The organism is Flavobacterium hungaricum (assembly GCF_015182285.1).
In the GTDB taxonomy this organism is placed as follows: Bacteria; Bacteroidota; Bacteroidia; order Flavobacteriales; family Flavobacteriaceae; genus Flavobacterium; species Flavobacterium hungaricum.
In genome coordinates this window covers 690,725-714,356 of sequence record NZ_PRDM01000002.1, presented here as the reverse complement: position 1 = coordinate 714,356, position 23,632 = coordinate 690,725, and the positions used below count along the sequence as shown (strand labels likewise).

General features: G+C 33.9%; 30 protein-coding genes. 17 read left to right on the top strand and 13 right to left on the bottom strand.

Features of this window, described 5'->3' with window-relative positions; all coding sequences use genetic code 11:
• Position 1 precedes the first annotated feature (1 nt).
• The 3 genes from aat to C4F50_RS10825 form a co-directional block, all read right to left on the bottom strand.
• Positions 2 to 640, bottom strand: coding sequence for a leucyl/phenylalanyl-tRNA--protein transferase (gene aat, locus C4F50_RS10835; RefSeq protein ID WP_194138680.1), 639 nt, complete (start codon positions 638 to 640; stop codon positions 2 to 4).
• 261 nt (positions 641 to 901) lie between these two features.
• On the bottom strand, positions 902 to 1,273 hold the full coding sequence (locus C4F50_RS10830; protein ID WP_194138679.1) for a DUF3127 domain-containing protein: 372 nt from the start codon (positions 1,271 to 1,273) through the stop codon (positions 902 to 904).
• A 32-nt stretch (positions 1,274 to 1,305) separates the two neighbouring features.
• A complete protein-coding gene (locus C4F50_RS10825; protein WP_194138678.1) occupies positions 1,306 to 2,181 on the bottom strand; it encodes a flavin reductase family protein in 876 nt (291 codons plus the stop codon).
• Between the two features lie 159 nt (positions 2,182 to 2,340).
• On the opposite strand from C4F50_RS10825, the gene C4F50_RS10820 reads away from it, so the two are divergent.
• Entirely contained in the window at positions 2,341 to 3,492 is a 1,152-nt protein-coding gene (locus C4F50_RS10820) for a sensor histidine kinase (protein WP_194138677.1), read from the top strand.
• A 164-nt stretch (positions 3,493 to 3,656) separates the two neighbouring features.
• Here the strand turns inward: C4F50_RS10820 and C4F50_RS10815 are convergent, their stop codons facing one another.
• Positions 3,657 to 4,046 carry an HIT family protein gene (locus C4F50_RS10815; RefSeq protein ID WP_194138676.1) on the bottom strand — a complete coding sequence of 130 codons (390 nt, stop codon included), beginning with the start codon at positions 4,044 to 4,046 and terminating at the stop codon, positions 3,657 to 3,659.
• Positions 4,047 to 4,112: 66 nt separating this feature from the next.
• Entirely contained in the window at positions 4,113 to 4,589 is a 477-nt protein-coding gene (gene greA / locus C4F50_RS10810; RefSeq protein WP_194138675.1) for a transcription elongation factor GreA, read from the bottom strand.
• 158 nt (positions 4,590 to 4,747) lie between these two features.
• Between greA and C4F50_RS10805 the strand changes: the two genes are divergently transcribed.
• Positions 4,748 to 5,164, top strand: a complete 417-nt coding sequence (locus tag C4F50_RS10805) for a Rieske (2Fe-2S) protein (protein ID WP_194138674.1) — start codon at positions 4,748 to 4,750, stop codon at positions 5,162 to 5,164.
• 43 nt (positions 5,165 to 5,207) lie between these two features.
• Here C4F50_RS10805 and C4F50_RS10800 read toward each other — a convergent pair whose 3' ends face one another.
• The 5 genes from C4F50_RS10800 to C4F50_RS10780 form a co-directional block, all read right to left on the bottom strand.
• Positions 5,208 to 7,367, bottom strand: coding sequence for a TonB-dependent receptor (locus C4F50_RS10800; protein WP_194138673.1), 2,160 nt, complete (start codon positions 7,365 to 7,367; stop codon positions 5,208 to 5,210).
• Positions 7,368 to 7,679: 312 nt separating this feature from the next.
• A complete protein-coding gene (arfB, locus tag C4F50_RS10795) occupies positions 7,680 to 8,084 on the bottom strand; it encodes an alternative ribosome rescue aminoacyl-tRNA hydrolase ArfB (protein WP_194138672.1) in 405 nt (134 codons plus the stop codon).
• A gap of 2 nt (positions 8,085 to 8,086) precedes the next feature.
• Complete coding sequence (locus C4F50_RS10790) at positions 8,087 to 10,201, bottom strand: DUF4301 family protein (RefSeq protein ID WP_194138671.1); 2,115 nt, start codon at positions 10,199 to 10,201, stop codon at positions 8,087 to 8,089.
• Positions 10,162 to 10,785: a nicotinamide riboside transporter PnuC gene (gene pnuC, locus C4F50_RS10785; RefSeq protein WP_194138670.1), complete on the bottom strand. Its 624-nt coding sequence runs from the start codon at positions 10,783 to 10,785 to the stop codon at positions 10,162 to 10,164. The genes C4F50_RS10790 and pnuC overlap by 40 nt, the downstream gene beginning before the upstream one ends.
• 21 nt (positions 10,786 to 10,806) lie before the next feature.
• Complete coding sequence (locus C4F50_RS10780) at positions 10,807 to 11,535, bottom strand: phosphoglycerol geranylgeranyltransferase (RefSeq protein ID WP_194138669.1); 729 nt, start codon at positions 11,533 to 11,535, stop codon at positions 10,807 to 10,809.
• Between the two features lie 93 nt (positions 11,536 to 11,628).
• Here C4F50_RS10780 and C4F50_RS10775 point away from each other — a divergent pair, with 93 nt between their 5' ends.
• The 3 genes from C4F50_RS10775 (at position 11,629) to C4F50_RS10765 (ending at position 12,989) form a co-directional block, all read left to right on the top strand.
• Positions 11,629 to 12,225 (top strand): Crp/Fnr family transcriptional regulator, encoded by a 597-nt coding sequence (locus C4F50_RS10775; RefSeq protein WP_194138668.1) that lies wholly within the window; start codon positions 11,629 to 11,631, stop codon positions 12,223 to 12,225.
• An 81-nt stretch (positions 12,226 to 12,306) separates the two neighbouring features.
• Complete coding sequence (locus tag C4F50_RS10770) at positions 12,307 to 12,594, top strand: hypothetical protein (protein ID WP_194138667.1); 288 nt, start codon at positions 12,307 to 12,309, stop codon at positions 12,592 to 12,594.
• The gene (locus C4F50_RS10765; protein WP_194138666.1) at positions 12,591 to 12,989 is read left to right on the top strand and encodes a globin domain-containing protein; all 399 of its coding nucleotides are present in this window, start codon (positions 12,591 to 12,593) and stop codon (positions 12,987 to 12,989) included. The genes C4F50_RS10770 and C4F50_RS10765 overlap by 4 nt, the downstream gene beginning before the upstream one ends.
• A 125-nt stretch (positions 12,990 to 13,114) precedes the next feature.
• Here the strand turns inward: C4F50_RS10765 and C4F50_RS10760 are convergent, their stop codons facing one another.
• Complete coding sequence (locus C4F50_RS10760) at positions 13,115 to 13,747, bottom strand: 4'-phosphopantetheinyl transferase family protein (protein WP_194138665.1); 633 nt, start codon at positions 13,745 to 13,747, stop codon at positions 13,115 to 13,117.
• 307 nt (positions 13,748 to 14,054) lie between these two features.
• Between C4F50_RS10760 and ahcY the strand changes: the two genes are divergently transcribed.
• The 11 genes from ahcY (at position 14,055) to C4F50_RS10705 (ending at position 21,931) form a co-directional block, all read left to right on the top strand.
• Positions 14,055 to 15,371, top strand: coding sequence for an adenosylhomocysteinase (gene ahcY / locus C4F50_RS10755; RefSeq protein WP_194138664.1), 1,317 nt, complete (start codon positions 14,055 to 14,057; stop codon positions 15,369 to 15,371).
• Between the two features lie 182 nt (positions 15,372 to 15,553).
• A complete protein-coding gene (locus C4F50_RS10750; RefSeq protein ID WP_194138663.1) occupies positions 15,554 to 16,120 on the top strand; it encodes a hypothetical protein in 567 nt (188 codons plus the stop codon).
• 45 nt (positions 16,121 to 16,165) lie between these two features.
• Entirely contained in the window at positions 16,166 to 16,717 is a 552-nt protein-coding gene (locus C4F50_RS10745) for a hypothetical protein (RefSeq protein WP_194138662.1), read from the top strand.
• A gap of 24 nt (positions 16,718 to 16,741) precedes the next feature.
• Positions 16,742 to 17,026: a hypothetical protein gene (locus C4F50_RS10740; protein WP_194138661.1), complete on the top strand. Its 285-nt coding sequence runs from the start codon at positions 16,742 to 16,744 to the stop codon at positions 17,024 to 17,026.
• Positions 17,027 to 17,037: 11 nt separating this feature from the next.
• Positions 17,038 to 18,120: a WG repeat-containing protein gene (locus C4F50_RS10735; protein ID WP_194138660.1), complete on the top strand. Its 1,083-nt coding sequence runs from the start codon at positions 17,038 to 17,040 to the stop codon at positions 18,118 to 18,120.
• Positions 18,121 to 18,149: 29 nt separating this feature from the next.
• Positions 18,150 to 18,608 carry a hypothetical protein gene (locus C4F50_RS10730; RefSeq protein ID WP_194138659.1) on the top strand — a complete coding sequence of 153 codons (459 nt, stop codon included), beginning with the start codon at positions 18,150 to 18,152 and terminating at the stop codon, positions 18,606 to 18,608.
• Positions 18,609 to 18,627: 19 nt separating this feature from the next.
• On the top strand, positions 18,628 to 18,960 hold the full coding sequence (locus tag C4F50_RS10725; protein ID WP_194138658.1) for a DMT family transporter: 333 nt from the start codon (positions 18,628 to 18,630) through the stop codon (positions 18,958 to 18,960).
• A 194-nt stretch (positions 18,961 to 19,154) separates the two neighbouring features.
• The gene (locus tag C4F50_RS10720; protein WP_194138657.1) at positions 19,155 to 19,997 is read left to right on the top strand and encodes a bifunctional helix-turn-helix domain-containing protein/methylated-DNA--[protein]-cysteine S-methyltransferase; all 843 of its coding nucleotides are present in this window, start codon (positions 19,155 to 19,157) and stop codon (positions 19,995 to 19,997) included.
• A 203-nt stretch (positions 19,998 to 20,200) separates the two neighbouring features.
• Positions 20,201 to 20,914, top strand: coding sequence for a 2OG-Fe(II) oxygenase (locus C4F50_RS10715; protein WP_194138656.1), 714 nt, complete (start codon positions 20,201 to 20,203; stop codon positions 20,912 to 20,914).
• Between the two features lie 176 nt (positions 20,915 to 21,090).
• Complete coding sequence (locus C4F50_RS10710; RefSeq protein ID WP_194138655.1) at positions 21,091 to 21,336, top strand: Ada metal-binding domain-containing protein; 246 nt, start codon at positions 21,091 to 21,093, stop codon at positions 21,334 to 21,336.
• Positions 21,323 to 21,931 carry an alpha-ketoglutarate-dependent dioxygenase AlkB family protein gene (locus tag C4F50_RS10705; RefSeq protein WP_194138654.1) on the top strand — a complete coding sequence of 203 codons (609 nt, stop codon included), beginning with the start codon at positions 21,323 to 21,325 and terminating at the stop codon, positions 21,929 to 21,931. The genes C4F50_RS10710 and C4F50_RS10705 overlap by 14 nt, the downstream gene beginning before the upstream one ends.
• Before the next feature lie 74 nt (positions 21,932 to 22,005).
• On the opposite strand, the gene C4F50_RS10700 is transcribed toward C4F50_RS10705, so the two are convergent.
• Both C4F50_RS10700 and C4F50_RS10695 read right to left on the bottom strand, forming a co-directional pair.
• Positions 22,006 to 22,326, bottom strand: a complete 321-nt coding sequence (locus C4F50_RS10700; protein WP_194138653.1) for an MmcQ/YjbR family DNA-binding protein — start codon at positions 22,324 to 22,326, stop codon at positions 22,006 to 22,008.
• 27 nt (positions 22,327 to 22,353) lie between these two features.
• Complete coding sequence (locus C4F50_RS10695) at positions 22,354 to 23,109, bottom strand: NUDIX hydrolase (RefSeq protein WP_194138652.1); 756 nt, start codon at positions 23,107 to 23,109, stop codon at positions 22,354 to 22,356.
• A gap of 248 nt (positions 23,110 to 23,357) precedes the next feature.
• On the opposite strand from C4F50_RS10695, the gene C4F50_RS10690 reads away from it, so the two are divergent.
• Positions 23,358 to 23,615: a hypothetical protein gene (locus C4F50_RS10690; RefSeq protein ID WP_194138651.1), complete on the top strand. Its 258-nt coding sequence runs from the start codon at positions 23,358 to 23,360 to the stop codon at positions 23,613 to 23,615.
• The last annotated feature ends 17 nt before the right edge of the window (positions 23,616 to 23,632 follow it).

Sequence of the window (23,632 nt, the reverse complement as noted above, 5' to 3'; positions counted from 1 at the left end):
TTTATTTATTCATTAAAATAGACATAAAATCCTCTCGATCAATTTCGCGGCATCCTAAACTGTCCAAATGCGGATTGTAAACCTGACAGTCTAAAAGTTTGTAATTTTCTTCTCGCAAGCGCTGCACCAACGCGATAAAAGCTGCTTTTGAAGCATTTGAAACTTTAGAAAACATACTTTCTCCACAAAAAACATGTCCCAAATCCATTCCGTACAGACCGCCTACCAAAATACCATCCTGCCAAACCTCAACGGATTTAGCAAGTCCCTGCTTGTTAAGTTCACAATACGAAGCTACAATTTCATCAGAAATCCACGTTCCGTCCTGACCATCGCGCTGGATATTCTGGCAATTCAAAATTACCTCTCTAAAACTTTTATTAAAGGTAATTGCAAACAGTTTTCTATTCAATACGTTACGCATACTTTTAGAGACAACCAGCTCGTCTAAAAATAAAACCATTCTAGGATCCGGCGCCCACCAAAGTATCGGCTCTCCTTCGTTAAACCAAGGAAAAATACCTCTCTCGTAAGCCAATTTTAAACGTTCTGGACTCAAATCTCCCCCTACTGCCAGAATTCCTTCTTGATCAGCTTCTGAAACTGGGGGGAAATATAAATTATCAAATAAGAAATACATGTTTTAATTCTAAATATTAAAATTCCAATTTCTATACAATCTTGTCAGATTGGCTAACAAGACTTTAGGGAAAAGGTGAAGCAAATCAAACTAGAAATTCCGCAACGATAACAGGTAATCAATGTGGTTACGAGTGCGGTTTTTCGTTTGGCCAAAATGGACAGACTCTCTGGTTAAACTCTTATACAAAAAAATTCCAAATCCAGCATCAGATTCTGATGATTTGGAATTTGGAATTTTGTTAATTTTGGAATTTACCTTTTAGAAAGGCAAATCGTCTGGTTCGTCTTCGTTAAGGTTTGTCGCTGGAGCAAAAGTTTCAGCTGTTGGCATTGGAGGTGCTTGTGAAGCTCCTTCTGGTGCTAATCTTTCGATTCTCCAACCTTGAATACTATTGAAATAACGAGTTTCTCCTTGTGGATTAACCCATTCTCTTCCTCTTAAATTGATAGAAACTTTTACTGCCTCTCCTTGTTTATAGCTACTCAACAAATCGCATTTATCTTGTGTAAATTCGATTAAAATATGTTGTGGATATTGCTCCTCAGTAGTAACAACTAATTCTCTTTTTTTGAATGCTGCACTAACTTGCTGTTCTGGGTTTACCACTTTTACTTTTCCTGTAACTTCCATCTTCTTTCTTTATTTATTATTGTTTCTATTTCTTATTTTTTAGCTAAAAGCACTTTCCAAGCCGATTCTACATCGTTATTATCCAGGTATTTTTTAGCTTCTAAGTGTACTTTTTGCTGGTCGTCTGAGCTTAAAACTCCTTTGACAGAAAAATTTTCCTTCACAAATATACTAACTTCTTCCTTTGTAGGCAAGGCTTCAATATTTCCTAATTTACCTAAATCATTACCATTAAAGACAGGGCTTTCTTTTACAAAATTCGGAATAACATCTACTCCTACCCCTAATGTTGTCAAGGGTTTAGCCACTTCAAAAAGCCCTTGATTCGATCTTGAATACCAGTTATTTCCTAACCTTGAAACTAGATCAATTTTGTGCTGGTCGATGGCGCCGTTTTCGTCTAAAATGGATTCGTGAATATGAATTTTTACTACTTCACATAAAATCAAATTTCCTGCTCCGCCTTCTGTTCCTAACGGAATTATCTGTGTGACTTTGCACTCAAACTGCACTGGAGATTCTTTTACACGATAAGGTTTTACTAAATCGGACGGAATCTGTGTTAATCCTGCTTTGACAAATTCATTTACTCCGTCGCCATATTCTGTACTGGCTAGAGAAGTCTGCTGTACTAAATCAAAGTTTACAACATTAATTACTACCTCGCGGGTTGCTTCTGCATTAATCAGAGTGTGTTTTATGGTGTTGTCCCGAACTCGTCTAGACGGTGAAAAAACTAAAACAGGCGGATTGGCACTAAAAACATTAAAGAAACTAAAAGGAGATAAATTCGGAATCCCTTTTTCGCTGATGGTACTGGCAAAAGCTATAGGTCTCGGCCCTACGGCACTCTGCAGGTAGCCTTGTAGTTTGGCTGTAGGAATCTCTTTTGGGTTAATGCTTATCATATTTTTGGATTTAAACCGAATCTGATTTAGTACCTGCAAAAGTAGAGAAATGGTTTAATTCGAAAAAATTCTTGAGCAGATAAAAACCAAAAATCTTTCTCCTGCTTCAAAATATAAAATGTATATATTTCGTTATATTTATACCTCAAAAAAACTGATATGTCTTTTTCTGAAAGAACAAATACAATTCGCTGGATTATAATTTCCGTCTGCTTTTTAATCATTTCTCTGATTCTTTGGAATACGTATACCTTCTTCCAAATCTTTAAAAATGAAGAACGCCTAAAAATGAACCTTTTTGTTAATGCACAAATTAACATTGTAAATGCAGACGAAAACACCGATGTAGAACTGCCTCTTCAGATTATCAATAACAATACTTCAATTCCTGCTATTGTAATATTATATGATAAAGTGGTAAGTGCTAAAAATGTTCCCGAAGAAATCATCAACAATAAGAAAAAGAGAGATCGTTTTTTAAGGATTCTAAGAAGCGAAAACGAGCCTATTACTTTTGAGTATGCTCCAGGCAAATATCAAACTCTGTATTATGGAAATTCGGCATTGCTTAACAAACTGAAATATTATCCTATCGCACTGCTTTTGATTGTATTTTTATGCATTGCCTTAATCTATAATTTTTACAAAAGCACTAAAATGGCGACGCAGAACAAACTTTGGGCTGGAATGGCAAAAGAAACTGCTCATCAAATTGGAACGCCTTTATCATCACTGATTGGATGGGTAGAAATTTTGAAAACAGAAGAAATCGACCAATCGATTACGGTTGAAATAGAAAAAGATATAGAACGACTGCAGACCATTACAGACCGTTTTTCTAAAATTGGTTCGGTCCCTGTTTTAGAACTTCGTGATATAGTGCAAGAGACTAAAAAAACGTACGAATATCTTCAATCGCGTTTCTCTGCTCAAGTTATTTTTTCTTATAAAGCACCACAAGAACCTCTTTTTGGCATGATCAATCCAATTTTGCACAGTTGGACTATAGAAAATTTGGTAAAAAATGCCATTGACGCCATGAAAGGAAAAGGAACATTAGACCTTCAGATTGAGCAGGATTCACAGCATATTAAAATCAATGTGAAAGATTCTGGAACTGGAATTCCAAAAAAACAATTTAAAATGATATTTGAACCTGGATTTACGACCAAAAAACGCGGCTGGGGACTTGGGCTTTCTTTAACTAAAAGAATTGTCGTAGAATATCATGGCGGTAAAATAAAAGTTTTACATTCTGAAATAGGAAAGGGAACTACTTTTCAGATTCAATTAAATAAAAAAGTGCAGTAAAATAATTCTACTGCACTTTTATTTTTTTTATTTCTGAGCGATTTTTTGTCAGGCTGAGCGATTTTTTTGTCAGGCTGAGCGGAGTCGAAGCCCATTTATTTAAAATTAAAACTAAGCTTCAACTCCGCTCAGCCTGACATCCAAACTATTCTCAGTAAAATGTATTACAAATTCGCCTGAATACTTTTGGCCAATGCCTCAAATTCTTCTTTAGAAAGCGATACTTTATTTATAAAGCGCATTTCATCCATTTCATTTAACGGAATCAAGTGTACGTGTGCATGCGGTACTTCTAAACCAACCACTGCTATTCCGACTCTTTTGCAAGGAACCGTTTTTTCTAAAGCTGCGGCAACTTTTTTAGAAAATTTCATCAGTCCTAAATACAGTTCTTCCTCCATATCAAAGATCTTGTCAATTTCTTGTTTCGGAATGCAGAGTGTATGTCCTTTTGCGTTTGGATTTACGTCTAAAAATGCCAGATAATTATCATCTTCGGCAATTTTGTAACAAGGGATTTCTCCGTTTACTATTTTGGTAAATATAGAACTCATTATTGATTTGTTTAATCGTTTATATGTTTAACCGATTAAGCAATTAACCGATTAACAATAAAAAGTTTAGTCTCTTGAAATTTCAAGAATTTCAAATTTCAAGACTCCGTTCGGAACTGTAATTTCTGCTACTTCTCCAACAGATTTCCCTAATAAACCTTTACCAATTGGTGAAGTTACAGAGATTTTTCCTGTTTTTAGATCTGCTTCACTTTCAGCAACCAATGTATATTTCATCTCCATTCCGTTACTTTGGTTTTTGATTTTTACATTTGATAAAACCAAAACCTTAGAAACATCCAATTGAGATTCGTCAATTAATCTAGCATTTGAATAAACTTCTTCTAGTTTAGCAATTCTCATTTCTAATAAACCCTGTGCTTCTTTTGCTGCATCATATTCTGCGTTTTCAGACAAATCTCCTTTATCTCTGGCATCTGCAATATCCTGAGATGCCTTTGGACGCATTACACTTTTTAGGTGCTCCAATTCATCTTTTAATTTTTTTAATCCTTCTGCTGTGTAATAAGATACTTTACTCATAACTTCATCGTTTATATAAATACAAAAAATCCCATCGCGACGGGATTTTCTTACCACAAATATACTATAATTTTTTATAGTACATAATTATATGTTAATCATATGTAAAATTCAAATCTAAATAAATTATTTTTGTTTCACTAATCTTTATTCAAATAATGAAAAAAATCTGGTTCTTTATCGCTTTTACTGCTGTCTTATTTTCTTGCAGTGACAATAACAGGAGTAATAACAATCCGAATATTCCAAATTATACTATAAGTGCTTATTTAGATTATAACCTTCCTACGTACAATAATCTGAGATATGTAAGCAACCCTGTTTTTGTTGCCAATTATGGAGCTAAAGGAATTATTGTGATGAAAACCGGCGAAGGAACTTATAATGCCTTTGATGCCGCGTGCCCAAATCAAACTGTGAATTCGTGTACAGCAATGACAATTGATGGAATTTATGCTGTGTGTTCTTGCGACAAGAGTAAATACAACTTATACACCGGATTAGGCGAAAAAGAATATCCGATGAAACAATATCGTGTCGAAGTTTCGGGAACTGTGGTTCACGTTTATAATTAAAAATTAAAAAGCCTGAAATTTAGATTTCAGGCTTTTTAATTTTTTAGAATTTCAAACTAAGACCAATCAAGAAATTGATTCCAGCCTGCGGATAATAATACGGGTAAATGTCCCACATCGCTCCGTTTGAAACATATTTTTTATCAAAAATATTATTTACCAATGCCGTAATCGTAATCGATTTAAAAATCGTGTTTGGTTTGATTTCGTAAGAAGCATTGAAATCGTTTACAAAATAATCTGCCAGTTTTGCCTCTGGAAGTTCGATATTATTCATGTACTGCTCGCCCACATATTTTTGCAACAGCGAAAGATACAGTCCTTGAACGGGTTTGTAAACAAAAATATTTCCTGCTATAACCTCTGGAGAATAAGCAATGTCGGTTGTCCCGTAATATTGCCCTGCAACCGCTAAATCAACATTTTTATTGCTGCTCAAAGTAAAATTTGGTCTGATAATAAATTTGTCCGAGAGCGCAATTGTCGCATCAAGCTCGAAACCTAAACGGTAACTTTTTTCGGTATTGGCGCGAATTGGAGAACCTACATCATCCAACCTTCCCGTTAAAATCAATTGGTCTTTATATCCCATATAGTAAAAGTTAGAATTCAATTGGAATTTTTCCGAATTAAATCTCCATCCTAATTCAAAGTCATTTAGTTTTTCTGGTTTTACATTACCGCCTTCATAGTCGGTTCTGTTCGGCTCACGATTGGCGCGTGCATACGAAAAGTATATCGTATTTTTTTGATTGATTTCGAAATTCAAACCTGCTTTTGGATTAAAGAAATTAAAATCGTCGTCTACCAAACCAGTCTCTGCACTGTTCGCTTTGTAAGTAACTCTTCTGTATTGCAAATCGCCGTAAAAACTTATTTTTTCTGTGAATTGATAATTGGCTTTTGCGAAAATATTTCCATCTGTTTTGGTCGAAAAATCATCGTAGTAATGATCCCCTAATTCTGACTGCGAAGCATATCTAGCCCAAATAACTTTTCCGTAATGGTCTCCTTCGTACTTATTCCATCCGCCGCCTAGAATAACATCAAGCTTTTCTGTTTTGTATTTGGCCGAAAATGTAGTTCCGTAGAAATCATTATCTAACCATTTCTGGCGTACTAAATCTGTCGTCGTAACTGCTCCAACCGGAATTAAATTGTACTCTGCCATAGCAGCATCTTCTTTATAATTCTCATAATATCCTTTTCCTTTTGTGTAATGAAGTGCGACGTTTGTACTCCATTTATCAGAAATAGATTCACTCCAATGCAGTTGATAATGATCCTGATCGTAGTTGTCGGTTTCATTATCATAAAATCGGGTATTACCAAATTCATCGGTAAACTTACCAGCAGAGTTATAGGTACGATCTGAATTTAAGGTCTCGCCATCAATTCCGTTCCAAGATTGATAGGTTTTCTGAGTTCCTCCAAAAACCAAAGCTTTAATCAAAGTTGTTTTACCAACATAAGTTCCCTGCAGAAAATAGGATTTTAAATCAGAACTTGCGCGGTCTACATAACCATCCGATTTCATAGCAGACAAACGTCCAGCGATTTCAAAATGATCGTTTAATAAACCCGTACTGAATTTTACTGTGTTTTTTAAACTATTGAATGATCCTGCAGAACTAGAGATTTCTCCCGTTGCTTTATTAGCGTAACTGTCTGTAAGCATGTTTAAACTCGCTCCAAAAGCCCCTGCTCCATTTGTTGAAGTTCCAACACCGCGCTGCAATTGCAGGCTTTCTACAGAAGAGGCAAAATCCGGCATGTTTACCCAAAATGTTCCTTGACTTTCGGCATCGTTATACGGAATTCCGTTTATGGTTACGTTTACACGTGTTGCATCGATTCCGCGAACGCGAATTCCCGTGTAACCCATTCCGTTCCCTGCATCAGAAGTAGTTACAACAGACGGAAGATAATTCATCAGAACAGGAATATCCTGACCCAGGTTTCGGTATTTAATTTCCTTTTTGTCCATATTACTAAAACTAACCGGCGTTTTGGAAGTAACACGAACAGCAGAAACTAAAACATCATCCAGCTGATTGACTTTTGTAGAATCTTGTACTTGTCCAAAAGAGAATACGGTAAAGAAAATAGAAAATAGAAGAAAGAAAACAGATTGGTTCAACTTAGAACCTTCGCAGCTCTGTGCCTTTGTACCTTTGAAAGTACCTTTAAATAAATTTTTCATTCGTAAATAAATACGAATAAAAGGGGGAATTATTCTTTTGTTAAATTAATAAATGTGTTTCTTAAGACAAGATATAGTGTGCACGCTAACAATTGTCGTTTTTTCCCTTAGCAACATTACTCGCTCAGGTTCTTTGGGTATGATCTCAGCTCGTTATTTAGAGCACCCCTTTGAGACAGTGCAAAGGTAATGTTAAAAATTTCAAAAATCAAACTCCAAATTCCAAAACATTTATATCTAAGATCCAAAACAGATATTCCAAATTCCATAACAGCATTTCTTTAATTGCTTATGGAATTTAAAAATTAAGATTTACTCTAAATCTGGTTTTCTACGAGATTGTTTAATCTCAGAAAGATTCTTTTTCTCTTTAATTCTTTTTTTGATTACTGATTTTGGAATTTTGGTTGCCTTACGAACTTTAGGAACAAACAATCCTTTTTTTATAATTTCTAAAAATCGCTTTATAACGATATCTTTGTTTTTAAGCTGACTTCGATCTTCGTCGCAGTTTAAAATCAGAATGTTTTCGGTTGTTAATCTTGCGGCAATGTTATGCTGTAAAAGCTGTTTCTCTTCATCAGATAAAGATTGAGAAGCATTCAAATCAAAAGACAAAACAACTTTTGATGAAACTTTGTTCACGTTTTGTCCGCCCGCGCCACTGCTTCGCACGGCTTTAAAACTTAGCTCTGATATGATTTTTTCTGCATCCATATTTATTGCGGCTGATGTGCCGGTTTTAATAAATCATTTACAGTTTTTACAGGGTTAAAAGTAATCAAAGGCACAGCCACAAAAACTGTCAGCCAGTTTGCCATAGATCCATTCCATAAACCTGGTAATTCGTAACTTTTCACGATCTTTCCGTCTACACTTTTTTCTACAATAAAACCTGCTTTTTCGTCTACGAATTCCTGCAGGTTAAATCGTTCTCCTTTATAATTTTTAATCCCGCAGACCAAATCCACAGGGTTAAAATGGGTTGCTTCGGCTAAAATTTCCTGTTGCTTTTTATTGGTCAAATCAACCTGAGAACTTTCTACAATCTGAAGCGAAGTAACTCCTTTATCATTCATCACCCAAAACGGACCTCCGCCAGGTTCTCCTTCATTTTTCACCATACCGCAAACACGAATTGGTCTATTTAGAAGTTCTTTGATTTTCTCAATTTGATTCTCTAACGTAAATTTATTAAAATCTCTTGGCACCTCTGTATTCAGCTTTTCTTTTAGAAATAAAGAAATAACAGCAATATCCTCTTTTCTAAATTCATTCTTTTCGATAGCCTTTAGATATTCAAAAATGCGCTGCTGAACAGTAATCAAAATTCCTGCTAATCCCTTTTTATACAATGTAGTTTTATCAATATGATTTTGGATTACATTGTCTATATTTTTTATAAAAATAACATCGGCATCTAACCTATTCAAGTTCTCAATTAATGCTCCATGTCCTCCCGGTCTAAAAACTATTTTGTCGTTTTTATCTCTGACTAATTTGTTTTTTAAATCTACCGTAACCGAATCTGTTCTTTTACTTTGATAAGAGTAAGAAACATTTATTTCTATTTGGGACTCATTTTCAATTTTTTGTTTAAGCTGCGAAATCGCATTTTCGAACAAATCCTGATGTGCCTCAGAAATCGTAAAATGAAGATTAGAAATCTCTCCAGAAGCGGCATAATGAACACATTCGTTCAAGTGCTCCTCTATCGGAATCGCAATATGTGATTTATATTCGTGAAATGGCAGAACTGCCTTTGGTTTATTTGCAAAATCGAAATAATCTGAAGAAAGCAGTAATTTTATAAAATAATAATTCTTCTGATCTCTGTCCAAAGAATCAAAATCTAGGTATATTTCTCTGAGCTTTTTATCTACAGCTTTAAAGAAAGGAAACTTCTCCATTGCGACTATAAAAATCGGGAGTTCACTGTCTTTTTTTCTATTTATATAAGCATTTATAGTTTCTTTATTGAGATCAAAATCGTTTAAAAATGCTATTAAAAATTTGAACATTCTGCTCGCAGCACCAGAGGCTGGAACGAATTTTTTAAGTTTAATTTTTGATTTTTGACTATCGTAAAAAGCGGCTTTTTCTTGAAACTGAGCTTCAGAAAGACTTAAAATTCCATCATTAACTGTTGCTGGACTTAGCAGATAACTTTTTGGAATTCCGTTTTCAAAAATTTCTAGTTGTTTAAAAACATTGTCAAAATCAGTTCCGTGATTATAAATTTCTACAAAATCATTTGATGAGAAACCTTTCTCTTTTGCTAAAGTCAAATTTTTGATAATGCTGACAGCCTTTGCTAATCGACATTCTTTATCTCCAGATAAGGTTACAAAAGGCTTATTAGTATCTATTAACGTTTGTTTAAATTTAGAAAACACTGTTTCTCGTCCGTTTGGGGTATCTCTAATGTCATCTTTTTCCCAAGGAACATCAATATCTGTCAAAAAGAATAAATCATACTCATGTTTCAGCGCAGCCTCATGCAGCAATGGATCACAAAATCCGTAATACATCTCAGAGAAAACTTTAGTTACCATCAAATTGGTATCACAAAACAAATATTTTACAGCTGTTTCTAGTTTTTCATTTTCAAGGGCAGTCTGTCCGTAAGCAATCGGCATCATATCTTCTGCCGCACAAACATGCTGGTTTTCTTCCCATTTCTCCTGCAGGTAATTGCGCGCAAATTCTGGAACCCATTCGGTTTCATAATATGCGGCAAGCTGTTTTGCTAAAGTTGTTTTTCCCGTACTTTCGGGACCAAACAAGGCAATTTTTATGATTGTTGTTTTTTGCTGTCTAAGATTTTTCTCCATTCTAAATAAGCTGTAATAGCCAAAATTGTAAAAATTATATATTGAAGTGACAGCATCCCTAAACCGCGATAAGCATAAAGAGGCACAACAATAATATCACCCATAATCCAAAGTGTCCAGTTTTCTATTTTTTTTCTGGCCATATACCACATTCCTGCAAAAAATATTCCAGACGAAATCATATCAACATAATTATCCAGTTCTATTTTACGTCCAAAGTATTTATAAATACCGAAAACTACAAAAACGGTTACAATAAATAGTAAGATTCCGATTATTTTTTCATTATCAGTTGTACGGGTAATGGGCAAATTTTCTGTCGCTGTTCCTCCTTTTGCCCACACATACCAGCCGTAAATACTCATTATTGAGAAATAGAAATTAATAATCATATCGCCCATGTAACCTGCTATATAAAGCAAATAAACTGATATTGCGGTAGCGATTAATCCTGTTGGATAAGCCCAGATATTTTCTTTTTTTGCAAACCAAACACTCAAAATGCCACAGACAAAAGTTATAAACTCTAAAGCAATATGCCATAACGGAGCATTTTTATAACTGTTGAGAAAAAAATCTATCATTTGGAAGTTTTTGGTTTGTAATTATAACTCAAAAAAGCGGCTGTTATTTTCAAAGGCTGTTCCTATAACAACTAAATCCGCTCCAGCTTGGTATGCATTCTGAATTCCGTGCAAATCTACAATTCCTCCACCAACAATTACAGGAATTTCAACATTTTGAGAAATCGTTTCAATCATTTTTAGCGGTACTGGTTTTTGAGCCCCGCTTCCTGCTTCCAAGTAAATCAGTCTATTGCCAAGCATTTCTCCTGCCAGAGCTGTTGCCAAAACCAAATTTAGATTTTCACGGCTTAAAGGTTTTGTTTTACTTACACGGGCAACAGCAGTTTCGTTACCGCTTTCTATCAAAATATAGCCTGTAGAAATTACTTCAAGGTTTGTCTTTTTTAAAATCGGTGCTGCCTGAACCTGATATTCTATTAGATAATCCGGATTGCGGCCAGACAATAATGATAAAAACAAAATACCATCTGCATGTGGAGAAATCTGCGAAGGATCTCCAGGGAATAAAATAACCGGCAGATTTGTTTTTTGCTTTAATGAAGCAATTAATTCTTCTAAAATATTATTTTGAACAATACTTCCTCCAACAAAAATATGCGTGGCGGGCGACTTATTAATTTTATCAATTAAATGATCTAAATTTTCCAATATAATTTTATCCGGATCCAATAAGACTGCCAGCAATTTTTGACCGTTACTTTTAGCCTTTAAAATTTGTTGTAGAATCGTAGGTATTTGTTCTTGCATAATGGCTGTAAAAGTAAAAGTTTTTTTATGCAGAAGAACTATTTCGAATAAATTATATTTGCCTAATGCCTTTGACCACTTAAATACTACCTTATGATTGCAGTCGAATTATTAGAAAAATATGACGTCATAAAAAAATCGTTCGATAAAAATGATATTATTTTTGAAGAAGGAAATCTACCATTAAACTACTACCAAATCATTTCTGGTGAAGTAAAAATGAGCAATTACAATGATGATGGAAGAGAATTTATTCAAGGTATATTTTATGGAGGACAGTCGTTTGGAGAACCGCCGTTATTTCTAAATCAAAAATATCCTGCCAATGCTATTGCTGTAGATAATACCGTGATTTTTATTCTTTCAAAAGATAACTTCATGAAACTTCTAGAACAAAATCCCAAAATAAGCATTCAGATTATTGAAAATTTAGCGCAGCGATTGTATTATAAGTCGGTTATGGCAGCCGAAATTTCGACACACGAACCAGAACATCGGGTTTTAAAATTAATCGATCACGGAATTGCTTATTTCAATTTTCAAAAAGATCAAAACGGATACCTCATCAATTTTACGAGACAGCAGATTGGAGATTTAACTGGTCTGCGTGTAGAAACGGTTATTAGAGCAATTAAGGCTTTGGAAAAAAAAGGAGAATTGAAGATTATTAACCGAAAAGTATACCGATAAAAAAATTCTCATTTTATGATTTTAATCATAAAACGCAGCTGTATTACAGGCGTATCTTTGTCATATAAAAATCTGAATATCATGACACTATACCAAACAACATTCGACATTTTCAATAGAAATTATATGGGTTCTGCAGCAATGGCTGTAATTGGACAAAGCTGTTTAGGAGGCGCCGCTGCAATGTATGTTTTAGCAAACGGAACTTCTCTTCTTCAAATGGTGCAGCTGGCAATTATTGTTTTAGCTTGTATCTTTGTCAATACTTCAATTTTGGCTCAAATGAAACACAAAGTGGTTTTTAATCTTTTAATTCTTAGCTCAATTTTAAGTGTAGCATTTATTTTAGTAAACACATTACTTCTGTGAAAAAACAAATAGAAAATAGAACTGATGTCGCTTTTTTAGTAAATCATTTCTACGATAAAATAAGAGCCGATGAAGAAATCGGCTTTTATTTTAATGAAATGATTTCTGATTGGGAGGCACATCTCGAAAAACTAACTGATTTTTGGGAAACCAATCTTTTTGGTGTTCGCAAATACAAAGGAAATCCGCATGCTGTTCATAATGAAGTCGATGCACACTTTGACGAAAAAATAACTTCAAATGAGTTCGGAATCTGGTTAAATCATTGGTTTCAAACTATAGATGAGTATTTTGAAGGCGAAAATGCTGATACTTTAAAAAGACGTGCCAGAAAAATGAGCACTTTCTTATTTATGAGCATGTTTAAACATCGCCAAAAAGAAAGCGAAGTTTGAATAAGTTTAGTTTCAATTTCTACAAACGAGAAATCACACTCGGGATTTACGCACTGTTATCGAATTTCTAGTGTGATTTCTCATTTCTTTAAATGACAACTGTGACGAAAACTATTGCTTAAATTTTACTTCTCAAAGGCATAAACCAATGTGAAATTCTCAATTTCGAGATAATGCACATAAAAATCTTTTATTAGATCATCAAAATATAAACTGGCTGCTGTCTGTGTTTCAGAAAGCGAAAAATCTTCTACGCGAATATGATCCTTAAAACTTATTCCTTTTTCGTTTCTGATTTTAAAAATAGCTTCTTTTGCGCCCCAGATTACGGTCAGTTTTTTAATATATTCTTCTGTAAAATCCGGCTCTAAGTAAATACATTCATAATCTGTAAACTTATCAGCAATTCTGATGATTTTTTCGCGCTGCAATTCCATGTCAATTCCAACCGCTTCTTCGCTAATAATTATCGCAGCATAATTATAAGAATGTGTTATCGAAATATAATTGTGACAATCAAAATAAGGTTTCCCAAACTCATCATAATGCAAATCTTTATCCGTAAAGCCCATTTCCTGAATAAGCATCCGAACACTTAAAAAAGCACGCTGGTGCATTTCAGATTTCATTCCGTCCAATCTGCGCTGTGTTTTTTCTTTTAAAGTTACCTGACTGTACAATTCGTCAAAAGATTCGGTAATCTTCCAAATTAAAATTTTGGTATTTTCGTTGCATTGTATCGTTTGAAATAGAGGCATTTTGAACTGTTTGTTGTTTTTTTATTAAACCATATAAGTTATATAAGAGAATATAATTTTGGGTCTAAAATATTTATCAAGTAAATTTAAGTATCTGTACTAAATCTGCACTTTAAGAAAAGCAAAGATACATTTAAGAATCTTTTTTAAATGAACTTATATCACTTATATAGTTAAAAAACATTCTTAAACTAACATTCTAGAGATTAAGAAATTAAAGATTTCACAAATCTTACAGAAAGTAGTAAAAATAAAAAGCTATTATGTAAATTTGCAAAAATTTTACAATTATACAAATATACTATAAATGAGTACTACAACTACGCCATATGTGGCTTTCAAAGTAAAAGATATCTCTCTAGCAGCTTGGGGAAGAAAAGAAATTGAATTGGCTGAGGCTGAAATGCCAGGTTTAATGGCACTTCGTGCTGAATATAAAGACGAACAGCCTCTTAAAGGTGCTCGTATCGCTGGATGTCTTCACATGACTATCCAAACGGCAGTTTTGATCGAAACTTTAATTGCTCTTGGTGCAGAAGTTACTTGGTCTTCTTGTAACATTTTCTCTACTCAGGATCAGGCTGCTGCTGCAATTGCTGCTGCTGGAATCTCGGTTTATGCTTGGAAAGGTCTTGATGAAGCTTCATTTGACTGGTGTATTGAGCAGACTTTATTCTTTGGTGAAGACAGAAAACCATTGAACATGATCTTAGATGACGGTGGAGATTTAACTAACATGGTTATCGATCGTTACCCAGAATTAGTTCCTGGAATCAAAGGTCTTTCTGAAGAAACTACAACTGGTGTACACAGACTTTACGAAAGAGTAAAAGCTGGAACTCTTCCAATGCCTGCAATTAACATTAACGATTCTGTTACTAAATCTAAATTTGATAACAAATACGGATGTAAAGAATCTGCTGTAGATGCTGTACGTCGTGCAACTGACTTAATGTTAGCTGGAAAAAGAGTAATCGTTTGTGGATACGGTGACGTAGGAAAAGGAACTGCTGCTTCTTTTAGAGGTGCTGGTTCTATTGTAACTGTTACTGAAATCGATCCAATTTGTGCTTTACAAGCTGCAATGGACGGTTACGAAGTTAAAAAATTAGATACTGTAATTGCTAATGCTGATATCATCATTACCACTACAGGAAATAAAGATATCGTTCTTGGACGTCATTTCGAGCAAATGAAAGACAAAACTGTTGTTTGTAACATCGGACACTTTGATAACGAAATCGACATGGCTTGGTTAAACAAAAACCACGGTGCGTCTAAAATCGAAATCAAACCACAAGTTGACAAATACAACATCGCTGGTAAAGATATCATCATCTTGGCTGAAGGTCGTTTAGTAAACTTAGGTTGTGCTACAGGTCACCCAAGTTTTGTAATGAGTAACTCATTTACAAACCAGACTTTGGCTCAAATCGAATTATGGAACAATGCTGCAGCTTACAAAAATGAAGTTTATATGTTACCAAAACATTTAGACGAAAAAGTTGCTGCTCTTCACTTAGCTAAATTAGGCGTTGAACTAGAAGTTCTTCGTGAAGATCAAGCTGCTTACATTGGTGTTGACGTTCAAGGTCCATTCAAACCAGAATACTACAGATATTAATAATTTTAGATTTCTGAGTTTAGATTTCAGATTTCTTCAAATTTCATATCAAACCCGACAGATTTTAAAAATCTGTCGGGTTTTTGCTTTTAAAATCAGTAATTAATCAGATATTTTTTGGTAAATTTTATAAAATATAAATCTATATTTGAAGAACAAAAAAACTGATTTAAAAACAAAACATGAGAACACGCCTTATTTTATTAGTATTAATTATACTTCCTTTTTTTGCCTCTGCACAATTTAATAATCAAGCCAGAATGATGCACCAGCAGATGAATGCCCAAAACGAAAAATGGTCTCGTGAGCGTTCGATGGCAAATCAGCAATGGCAAATGAAACACATGATGGCTAATCAAACTAATAAAATTCAATCTGCAGAACATAAATTAGCCAAAGAAGAAAAGAACAATAAAAAACTTGCAGAAAAAACGGCCAAGTTGGAAGCTGATTTAAAAACGAATCAAGAGGAATTAAATGCTCTTAAAAACCAATCACAGGAAAACAATCCGGATCTTCAAAAAAATATCGAAAAAGCCGAAAATAAAACCGCGAAATCAGAAAAAAAACTCAACAAAAGCAAAACGAATTTAGAAAACAGTTCTAAAAAAGTTGCCGACTTTAAAAACGAATTAGAAACCTCTAAAGCCGAAAAAGAAAAATTAGAAAAAAAGGAGGAAGAAGAGAAAAAATTAAAAGAGGAAGAAAAGGCAAAAAAAGAAAAAGAAAAGCAGGAAAAGAAAAAATAAAAACGCTTTTTCCCTGCACTCATAATTCCATTATTATCCCAAATCATGAAAAAAATTATAATTTTAATACTGTTACTTTTACCTATTCTTGGCAAAGCTCAAGCCAGTTTTCAAAGGCAAATGCAAGCTTCTAATGCAATGGTCAGACAACAAAACCAAATGTTCTTGCAGCAGCAGCAACAGCAACGCGATATGAGCCGTATGATGAATAACATTCAAACAACGGAAGATAAACTAGCTAATGAAGAAAGAAGGTTAAAAAAATTCGAAAAGAAAGCAGCCGAAAGAGAAACCGAATTAAATACTGAAAAAGCAGCATTAGCTTCTTTAGAAAATACTTCAGAAAATAAATCAGACGTTCAAAAAAATATCGAAAAATCTAAAAAGAGAATTGCAAAATCGGAAGAAAAAGTGAACGAATCAAAAAAAGATATTGAAACGAGCACGGCTAAAATTCAGAATTTACAAAAGAAAATAGAAGCTGATAAAATTAAAAAAGAAGAGCTTGCTAAAAAACACGAAGAAGAAAAAAGAATAAAGGAAGAGGAAAAAGCACAAAAAGAGAAGGAAAAACAGGAAAAGAAAAATAAAGCCTGATTTTTAATTCAGAACAATAAAAATATGATCGAACAAGTTTTATGTGAAACACACGGCTCTAAAGAAATGTCTTTTACCTGTATTCATCTTGCATTGGCAATAGACTCCAAAGAGCAGGTTGGTTTTTACTATTCAGAAGCCGAAGAAGAGCTGCCGCAGATTGCTTGGTGTAATTCGTGCGAACAATATCTTCTCGATAATGGTGAAGAATGGACGGAACAATTTCAAGCTTTAGCAGATTTTAAAATGTTATGCTCCGATTGTTTTGAAGAAGCAAAAAATAACGAAGTAGAGATTCATCTCCGATAAATACGTTCTCAATGAAAAAGATTGTTATCCTTTTTTCACTTGCATTTTTAAATGTTCCGGTCTTTGCTCAAAGCAATGACATTTGGACATCGTTCCCAAATAAAGACACAACTCTTGTAGGTTTTAAGGACAAAAGCGGCATCATTAAAATAGAGCCAAAGTTTACAGGTTTTACAATTGCTCGTAAATTTGAAAACATCATGGCAGTTTCTGAAGAAGAAAATGGAAAATGGAAAAATTACTATTTAACTAAACAAGCAAAAATAGTCGGACGCGACAGTTTATTCAGTTATGATAATGGTCCTGATTGCGAAAACGAAGGTTTCATAAGGTTCACAGATCGTAAAACAGACAAAACGGGAATGTTTGACAGCCAAGGAAAAATTGTAATTCCAGCCCATTACAGCAGTCTTACCAAATCCCGTAACGGATTAGTAATTGTTTTAAAAGATGCCACAAAAGAAACACATGGAGAACATTCTTTCTGGAAAGGCGGAAAAGAATTTCTTATTGACCTCAATAATAAAATCTTGATTGAGAATTTTCCATATACAGATGATTTAAATTTTTATTCACTAAAAAAAACGAAAGAATCTAGTAAAGACGAAACACGAGAAAGTTTTCTTGGCGTTGACGGAATGTATTATTCGTTTATCAATTATGATAAAGAATTTAAATATTGGCTGAAAAATTCTTTTTTACCCAATTTGACTAAAACTAGTCTAGAGAAAAATTCTTTTGATAAAATAACGTATTGGAAAGAGCCAAACGGCTGGATAAGTGAATCTAAAACGAAGTTTATTCATCAGAATTACAATCTCCTAAAATTAAAATTACAGCAGTTAAATTCACCTAAAACCGATTATTTTATTTCTTCTGATGGATTAAATCAGTTTATTTATGAATCGGAAGAATATGATATTTATTTTAATAATTGCCACGAATCTAAAGATTGGATGTATCCTACAATGGATGTTGTAATAAATCCAAAAAACAAAACCGATTTAGGACAAGATCACTTTGAGTTTTTAAGGACTGAAAACGGTTATAAATTGATAAGTGTTTCTTTTGCAAAGGATAATCTAATTAAATAATTAAATGTATTCTGCTTTTCCAAATAATTATGACAAAAGAACATTTTAAAGAAAATTTAGAAAAAGCTCTCGATGGGCTTATTGAGTTTACGCAGGAAATGGTGATTAACAAACTGCCTCACCAATATAAGTTTATAATTAAGATAAATTGTTCTTATGACGGAAACGAATTAGAAAATGATGAAGAAATTTTCCCTCATGATAAAATTGATGCAGCGAGCTCCATAAATCCTGCCTCGGAGTTAACTGTGCTTGATTATTTATGGCGAAATGGAAAAGTGCCTCAATGGATTAATGTTCAGGTTAGCCGTTGTGATGATAATTTCAGTTACATAACATTAGAATGCTGCGGCAGGTATTCGGCTTTTTTAAACCATAAAGATGGGCCTTTTAGAGCTTCAGGGCCTTCTATACCATACCGCTATTTTGATCCCGTTAATGAAAAGCTTCTTCATAAAATAGATCTAAATGAAATAAACAAAGATTAACTTTGTAAAAAACTACATCATGAAGAATTTTCTATTTCTATTTGTTGCCATAATCTTCGAAATCATTGCCACTTCGGCATTAAAAAAGTCTGAAGAATTCACAAAATTAATTCCCAGCATAATTACAATTATTGGGTATTGCGGTGCATTTTACTTTTTGAGTTTTGCTATTAGAACCATTCCTGTTGGTTTTGCTTATGCCATTTGGTCTGGAGTCGGTATTGTTTTAATTACAATTATTGGTGCCATATTCTTCAAAGAAATTCCTGATTTACCAGCCATAATCGGGTTGAGTTTAATTGTAATTGGTGTTGTGGTAATTAATGTGTTTTCTAAAACTACGGCGCATTAAGTTGGTTTCAGGTTTCAGGTTTCAGGTTTCAAGTTTTAAGTTTCAGGTTTCAAGTTTCAGGTTTCAAGTTTCAGGTTGTGTTAGAACGTGAAACCTGAAACTTGAAACAAAACAAACAAAAACCTATTTCCGCAAGTTTCGGATTTTATACCTCTCAAAACCAATCGATATTTGTATTATAAAATTGAATGAAGATGAACACACAGGAAAACATCAATTATAATCGTATCGCCGAAGCTATAGATTATATCAAAGCTAATTTTAAAGACCAGCCAAATCTTGATGAAGTAGCTGAAAAAGTACATTTGAGTCCGTTTCACTTTCAGAGACTTTTCAGCGAATGGGCAGGTACGAGTCCGAAGAAGTTTTTGCAATATACAAGTATCGAACATGCTAAAAAATTACTAAAAGAAAATCAGGCAACTATTTCTGAAACGGCTTATGAAACAGGACTTTCAGGAACAAGCCGACTTCATGATTTATTTGTAAACATAGAAGGAATGACTCCGGCGGAATATAAAAACGGAGGCAAAAACCTAGAAATAAATTACAGTTTTGCAGAAAGTCCGTTTGGGAATATTATTGTGGCTTCTACTCCCAAAGGTGTTTGTTTTATGGCTTTCGCCGAAGATGAAGCAAATGGATTTCTTTCATTAAAAGATAAATTCCCAAATGCTCATTTTTCAAAAAAACTGGATTTAGCACAACAAAATGCCTTGTTTATTTTTCAAAACGATTGGAGCAGATTATCCGAAATTAAACTGCATTTAAAAGGTACCGATTTTCAATTGAAAGTTTGGGAAGCCTTACTTAAAATCCCAATGGGGCAACTTTCTACTTACGGCTCTATTGCTCATCAAATTGAGAAACCAAATGCTTCGCGAGCCGTGGGAACAGCAATTGGCAGTAATCCTGTTGCTTTTTTAATTCCGTGCCATCGCGTGATTCAATCTTCTGGAATATTTGGCGGTTATATGTGGGGAAATACAAGAAAGACGGCGATTATTGGCTGGGAGGGCGCACAGGTTAATCCATAGTAATAAAATTATCAATTATTCGATTGATACATATTATCAACACAAACATATTTGTAGAGATGCACTGCTTTGCGTCTAACGTCACGTATTTCCGTGGAGAATCTTTGTCGACAATCTTTGCGTAGACGCACTGCTGTGCACCTCTACAGATCTGCTGTGTGTATTTTAATGATTGTCATTATAAATTCAACCCAAAAATTATTATGCAAAATATACAATCAAAAATTGCTTCTCAAGACTGGGAAAGCATCACCGAATCTATGCATCAAAATGGCTTTGCTATTATTCCAAAAATCCTCACTAATGAAGAATGCGAGGATTTAAAATTCGATTATGACAATCCTAATTTATATCGAAAGACAGTTGTTATGGAACGTTATCGGTTTGGTTTGGGAGAATACAAATATTTTAATTATCCGTTGCCTGATTTGATTCAAACAATCCGGACTAACATGTATCCTAAATTGGCGCCGATCGCAAATACCTGGATGAAAGCACTGAATATCAACACCATTTTTCCAGAGACGCACAAAGAATTATTACAACAATGCCACGATAATAATCAATTCAAAGCGACTGTTTTAATTTTAAAATACGGTAAAAGCGGCTTCAATACTTTACATCAGGACTTGTACGGAGATGTTTATTTTCCCATTCAAATTGTGCTTTTTCTCAACGAACCTGATGAAGATTTTACAGGCGGTGAATTTGTTTTGACACAGCAAACGCCCAGAGCACAATCTAAAGCTATTGTTTTAAAACCTAAAAAAGGTGACGTTTTGGTTTTTACAACCAATTTCAGACCTGTAAAAGGTTCAAAAGGATATTATCGGGTAAACATGAAACACGGTGTAAGCGAAATTCATTCGGGTGAACGACATACGTTGGGAATTATTTTTCATGATGCGTTAAATTAAGGTGCAAAGGCTCAAAGGTGCAAAGGCACAAAGATCCCATCGTAAAAATTTCACGCAGATTTAGCAGATCTAGAAGATTTTTTAATCTTTTTAATCCTTTAATCAGTGGCAAAAATTCACGCAACATATTAGTTGCACTGCTGTGTGTCTCTATAATAAAACAAACGCATAAACAAATGATACTACATGATAAAATTCTCGACCGTGATCTCCGAAATAAAATTAAAAATGCGGAAATTTGTTTCGGCGGCAACCGAAAACTAAAAATCTACGGAACCTTAAAATGTACATCAGGAAAAAGAATGAAACGCGAAAACCGGGTTTTCTTTTTTTCTGAAAATGAAGCCAGACAAAATGGTTTCAGACCTTGCGGGCATTGCATGAAAACCGAATATCAAAAATGGAAAAATGGACTTATTTAATCCTGAAATAAACGAAACTACTAACCTGCTTCCGAAAGACGGAACGGTTAATTATTACGGAACTGTTTTTTCTAGAAATGAAGCCGATTTTTATCGCGACAACCTTTTAAATACCATTGAATGGAAAAACGACGAAGCAATTATTTTTGGAAAATTAATTTTAACCAAAAGAAAAGTAGCTTGGTACGGCGACCAGCAATTTGAATATACCTACTCTAACACCACAAAAAAAGCGCTTCCGTGGACAAAAGAATTGTTAGAATTAAAAAAAGTAATCGAGGAGAAAACAGGAGAAACTTTTAATTCCTGCCTGCTTAATTTATATCATTCTGGTGAAGAAGGAATGGCATGGCACAGTGATGCTGAAAAGGATTTAAAGAAAAATGGTGCAATTGGTTCGGTGAGTTTTGGCGCCGAACGTAAATTTGCTTTCAAACATAAAGAAACTAAAGAAACGGTTTCATTAATTCTGCAACACGGCAGTTTATTGGTTATGAAAGACGAAACGCAGACCCATTGGCTTCACAGACTCCCTCCAACAAAAACAACCTCAAAACCGAGGGTAAATTTGACTTTTAGAACTATTATTAAATAACATAAAAAAAATTCAACATTAAGAGCTTACGAAAATTACGTTAGAATGTTAGGCATCACTTTTTAATTCAACTCTCACTTTTTCTTCGCCATCACATTTTCATAAGAGCGTATCAATGCATCTTCAAACATTTCCGGCCTTACTTTAGCAAGTTCTGCAATGGTCCAGCCTTGTGCTCCCCATTTATTTGGGATTGGATAGAAAATCTTTTCGCTTGACGCACAAAAAACGGATTGATCGATTTCATTTAGCTTTAAAACAGCCCGATTATTCTTTTCATCAAAAGTGGCAAAAATCTTTTTGTTAATCCGGAACGATGTTTTTTCAAAATGCGGTTCTTCTTTGGCATTAGGAAAAGACAAAGCTAATTTTCTAAATGTTTCAATTGAGACCATAATTTTAATTTTAAAGAAAACCAATTTCTACCAGCCTTGATTCAATCCAATTTTTAAAACTTCCTCATATTTTTCTTTATCAAACGAATATAAATTTGGCGCTTTATGGGCAACGTTGCTTTTTTTCTCGTCTAATTTGGAAAGGATTCCAATGTTGGTTATTTTTCTAAGAAAATTTCTTCTGTCAAGTTTTTTGTCTAGAATTGTTTCATACAACTTTTGAAGTTCTGGAATTGTAAATTTTTCTGGAAGCAGATTGTATCCAATTGGCATTAAATTCAACTCCATTCTCAATGTATCCAACGCTTTGTCCAAAATTTCTTTATGATCTAAAATAAGTTCTGGAACCTCTTTATGATCAATCCATTCTACTGTTTCATTCCGATTCATCGAATTGGGGATGATTTTTAAAAAATCTACCAAAGCATAATACCCAATTGTTACAAAACGGCGCAGCAGCCATTTGCCTTTCTCTTCTTCGATTTTTAGATATTCTAAAATCTTTTTATCGAAGTGCTGTTCGTTTCGATTTACTTTTCCAAAGGTCGCAAATTGCCTGAGGAATACGCCTTCTACACCTGTTCTGCTGTTTAAAACGGTAATTGCAGCTGTATCAATATCCTGATCAACAGGAATAAATCCGCCGGGTAAAGACCATTTCTGGCTTTTATCGACTTTTATCAATAAAACTTTCAACTGATTGTCATGAAACCCAAAGATTACGCAGTCTATAGAAAGTCCCGGCTGGTAATTTTCACTATTCTCAATTATGTCTTTTAGCATCCGTTTTAATTTCGTTGGTCCAATACTTCGCAATTTAATGCATTTTTAGAATATAGCGGATTCTGCAAGCTTTGATATATTTAAAATATTAAGTGTGCAAATCACAATTTTAACTAAAATTTAAAATCAAATTTAAAAAAAATAATTACATTGCGTCATTATAACACATTAAGGTTAAATATTTGATTTTAAGCTAAGAAAACACTCTATGTGTTTTTTAGCCAATGTTGAAAGTTAAATGCAGGAGTATGATTTCCAATTCATTAAAAAATATCAATGAAAAAATTAGAACCAAAATCTGGACTTCTTTCGGATTTGTTTCTAAAACTTATTTACTCGAAGCTTCGCTGAAATATAGTGCAGAACAGGAAAGAATTTTCAACGAAATGATCACAGAGACAGAGGTAAAAAACAAAAAAGCCAAACGTGAAGCTTTTGACAAGGCTTTATACGCCTCGTACAAAGGAATTGGCGCTATGGATTTTATTAATACTGTTCTAAAATAATCTGTACCAATAATTTA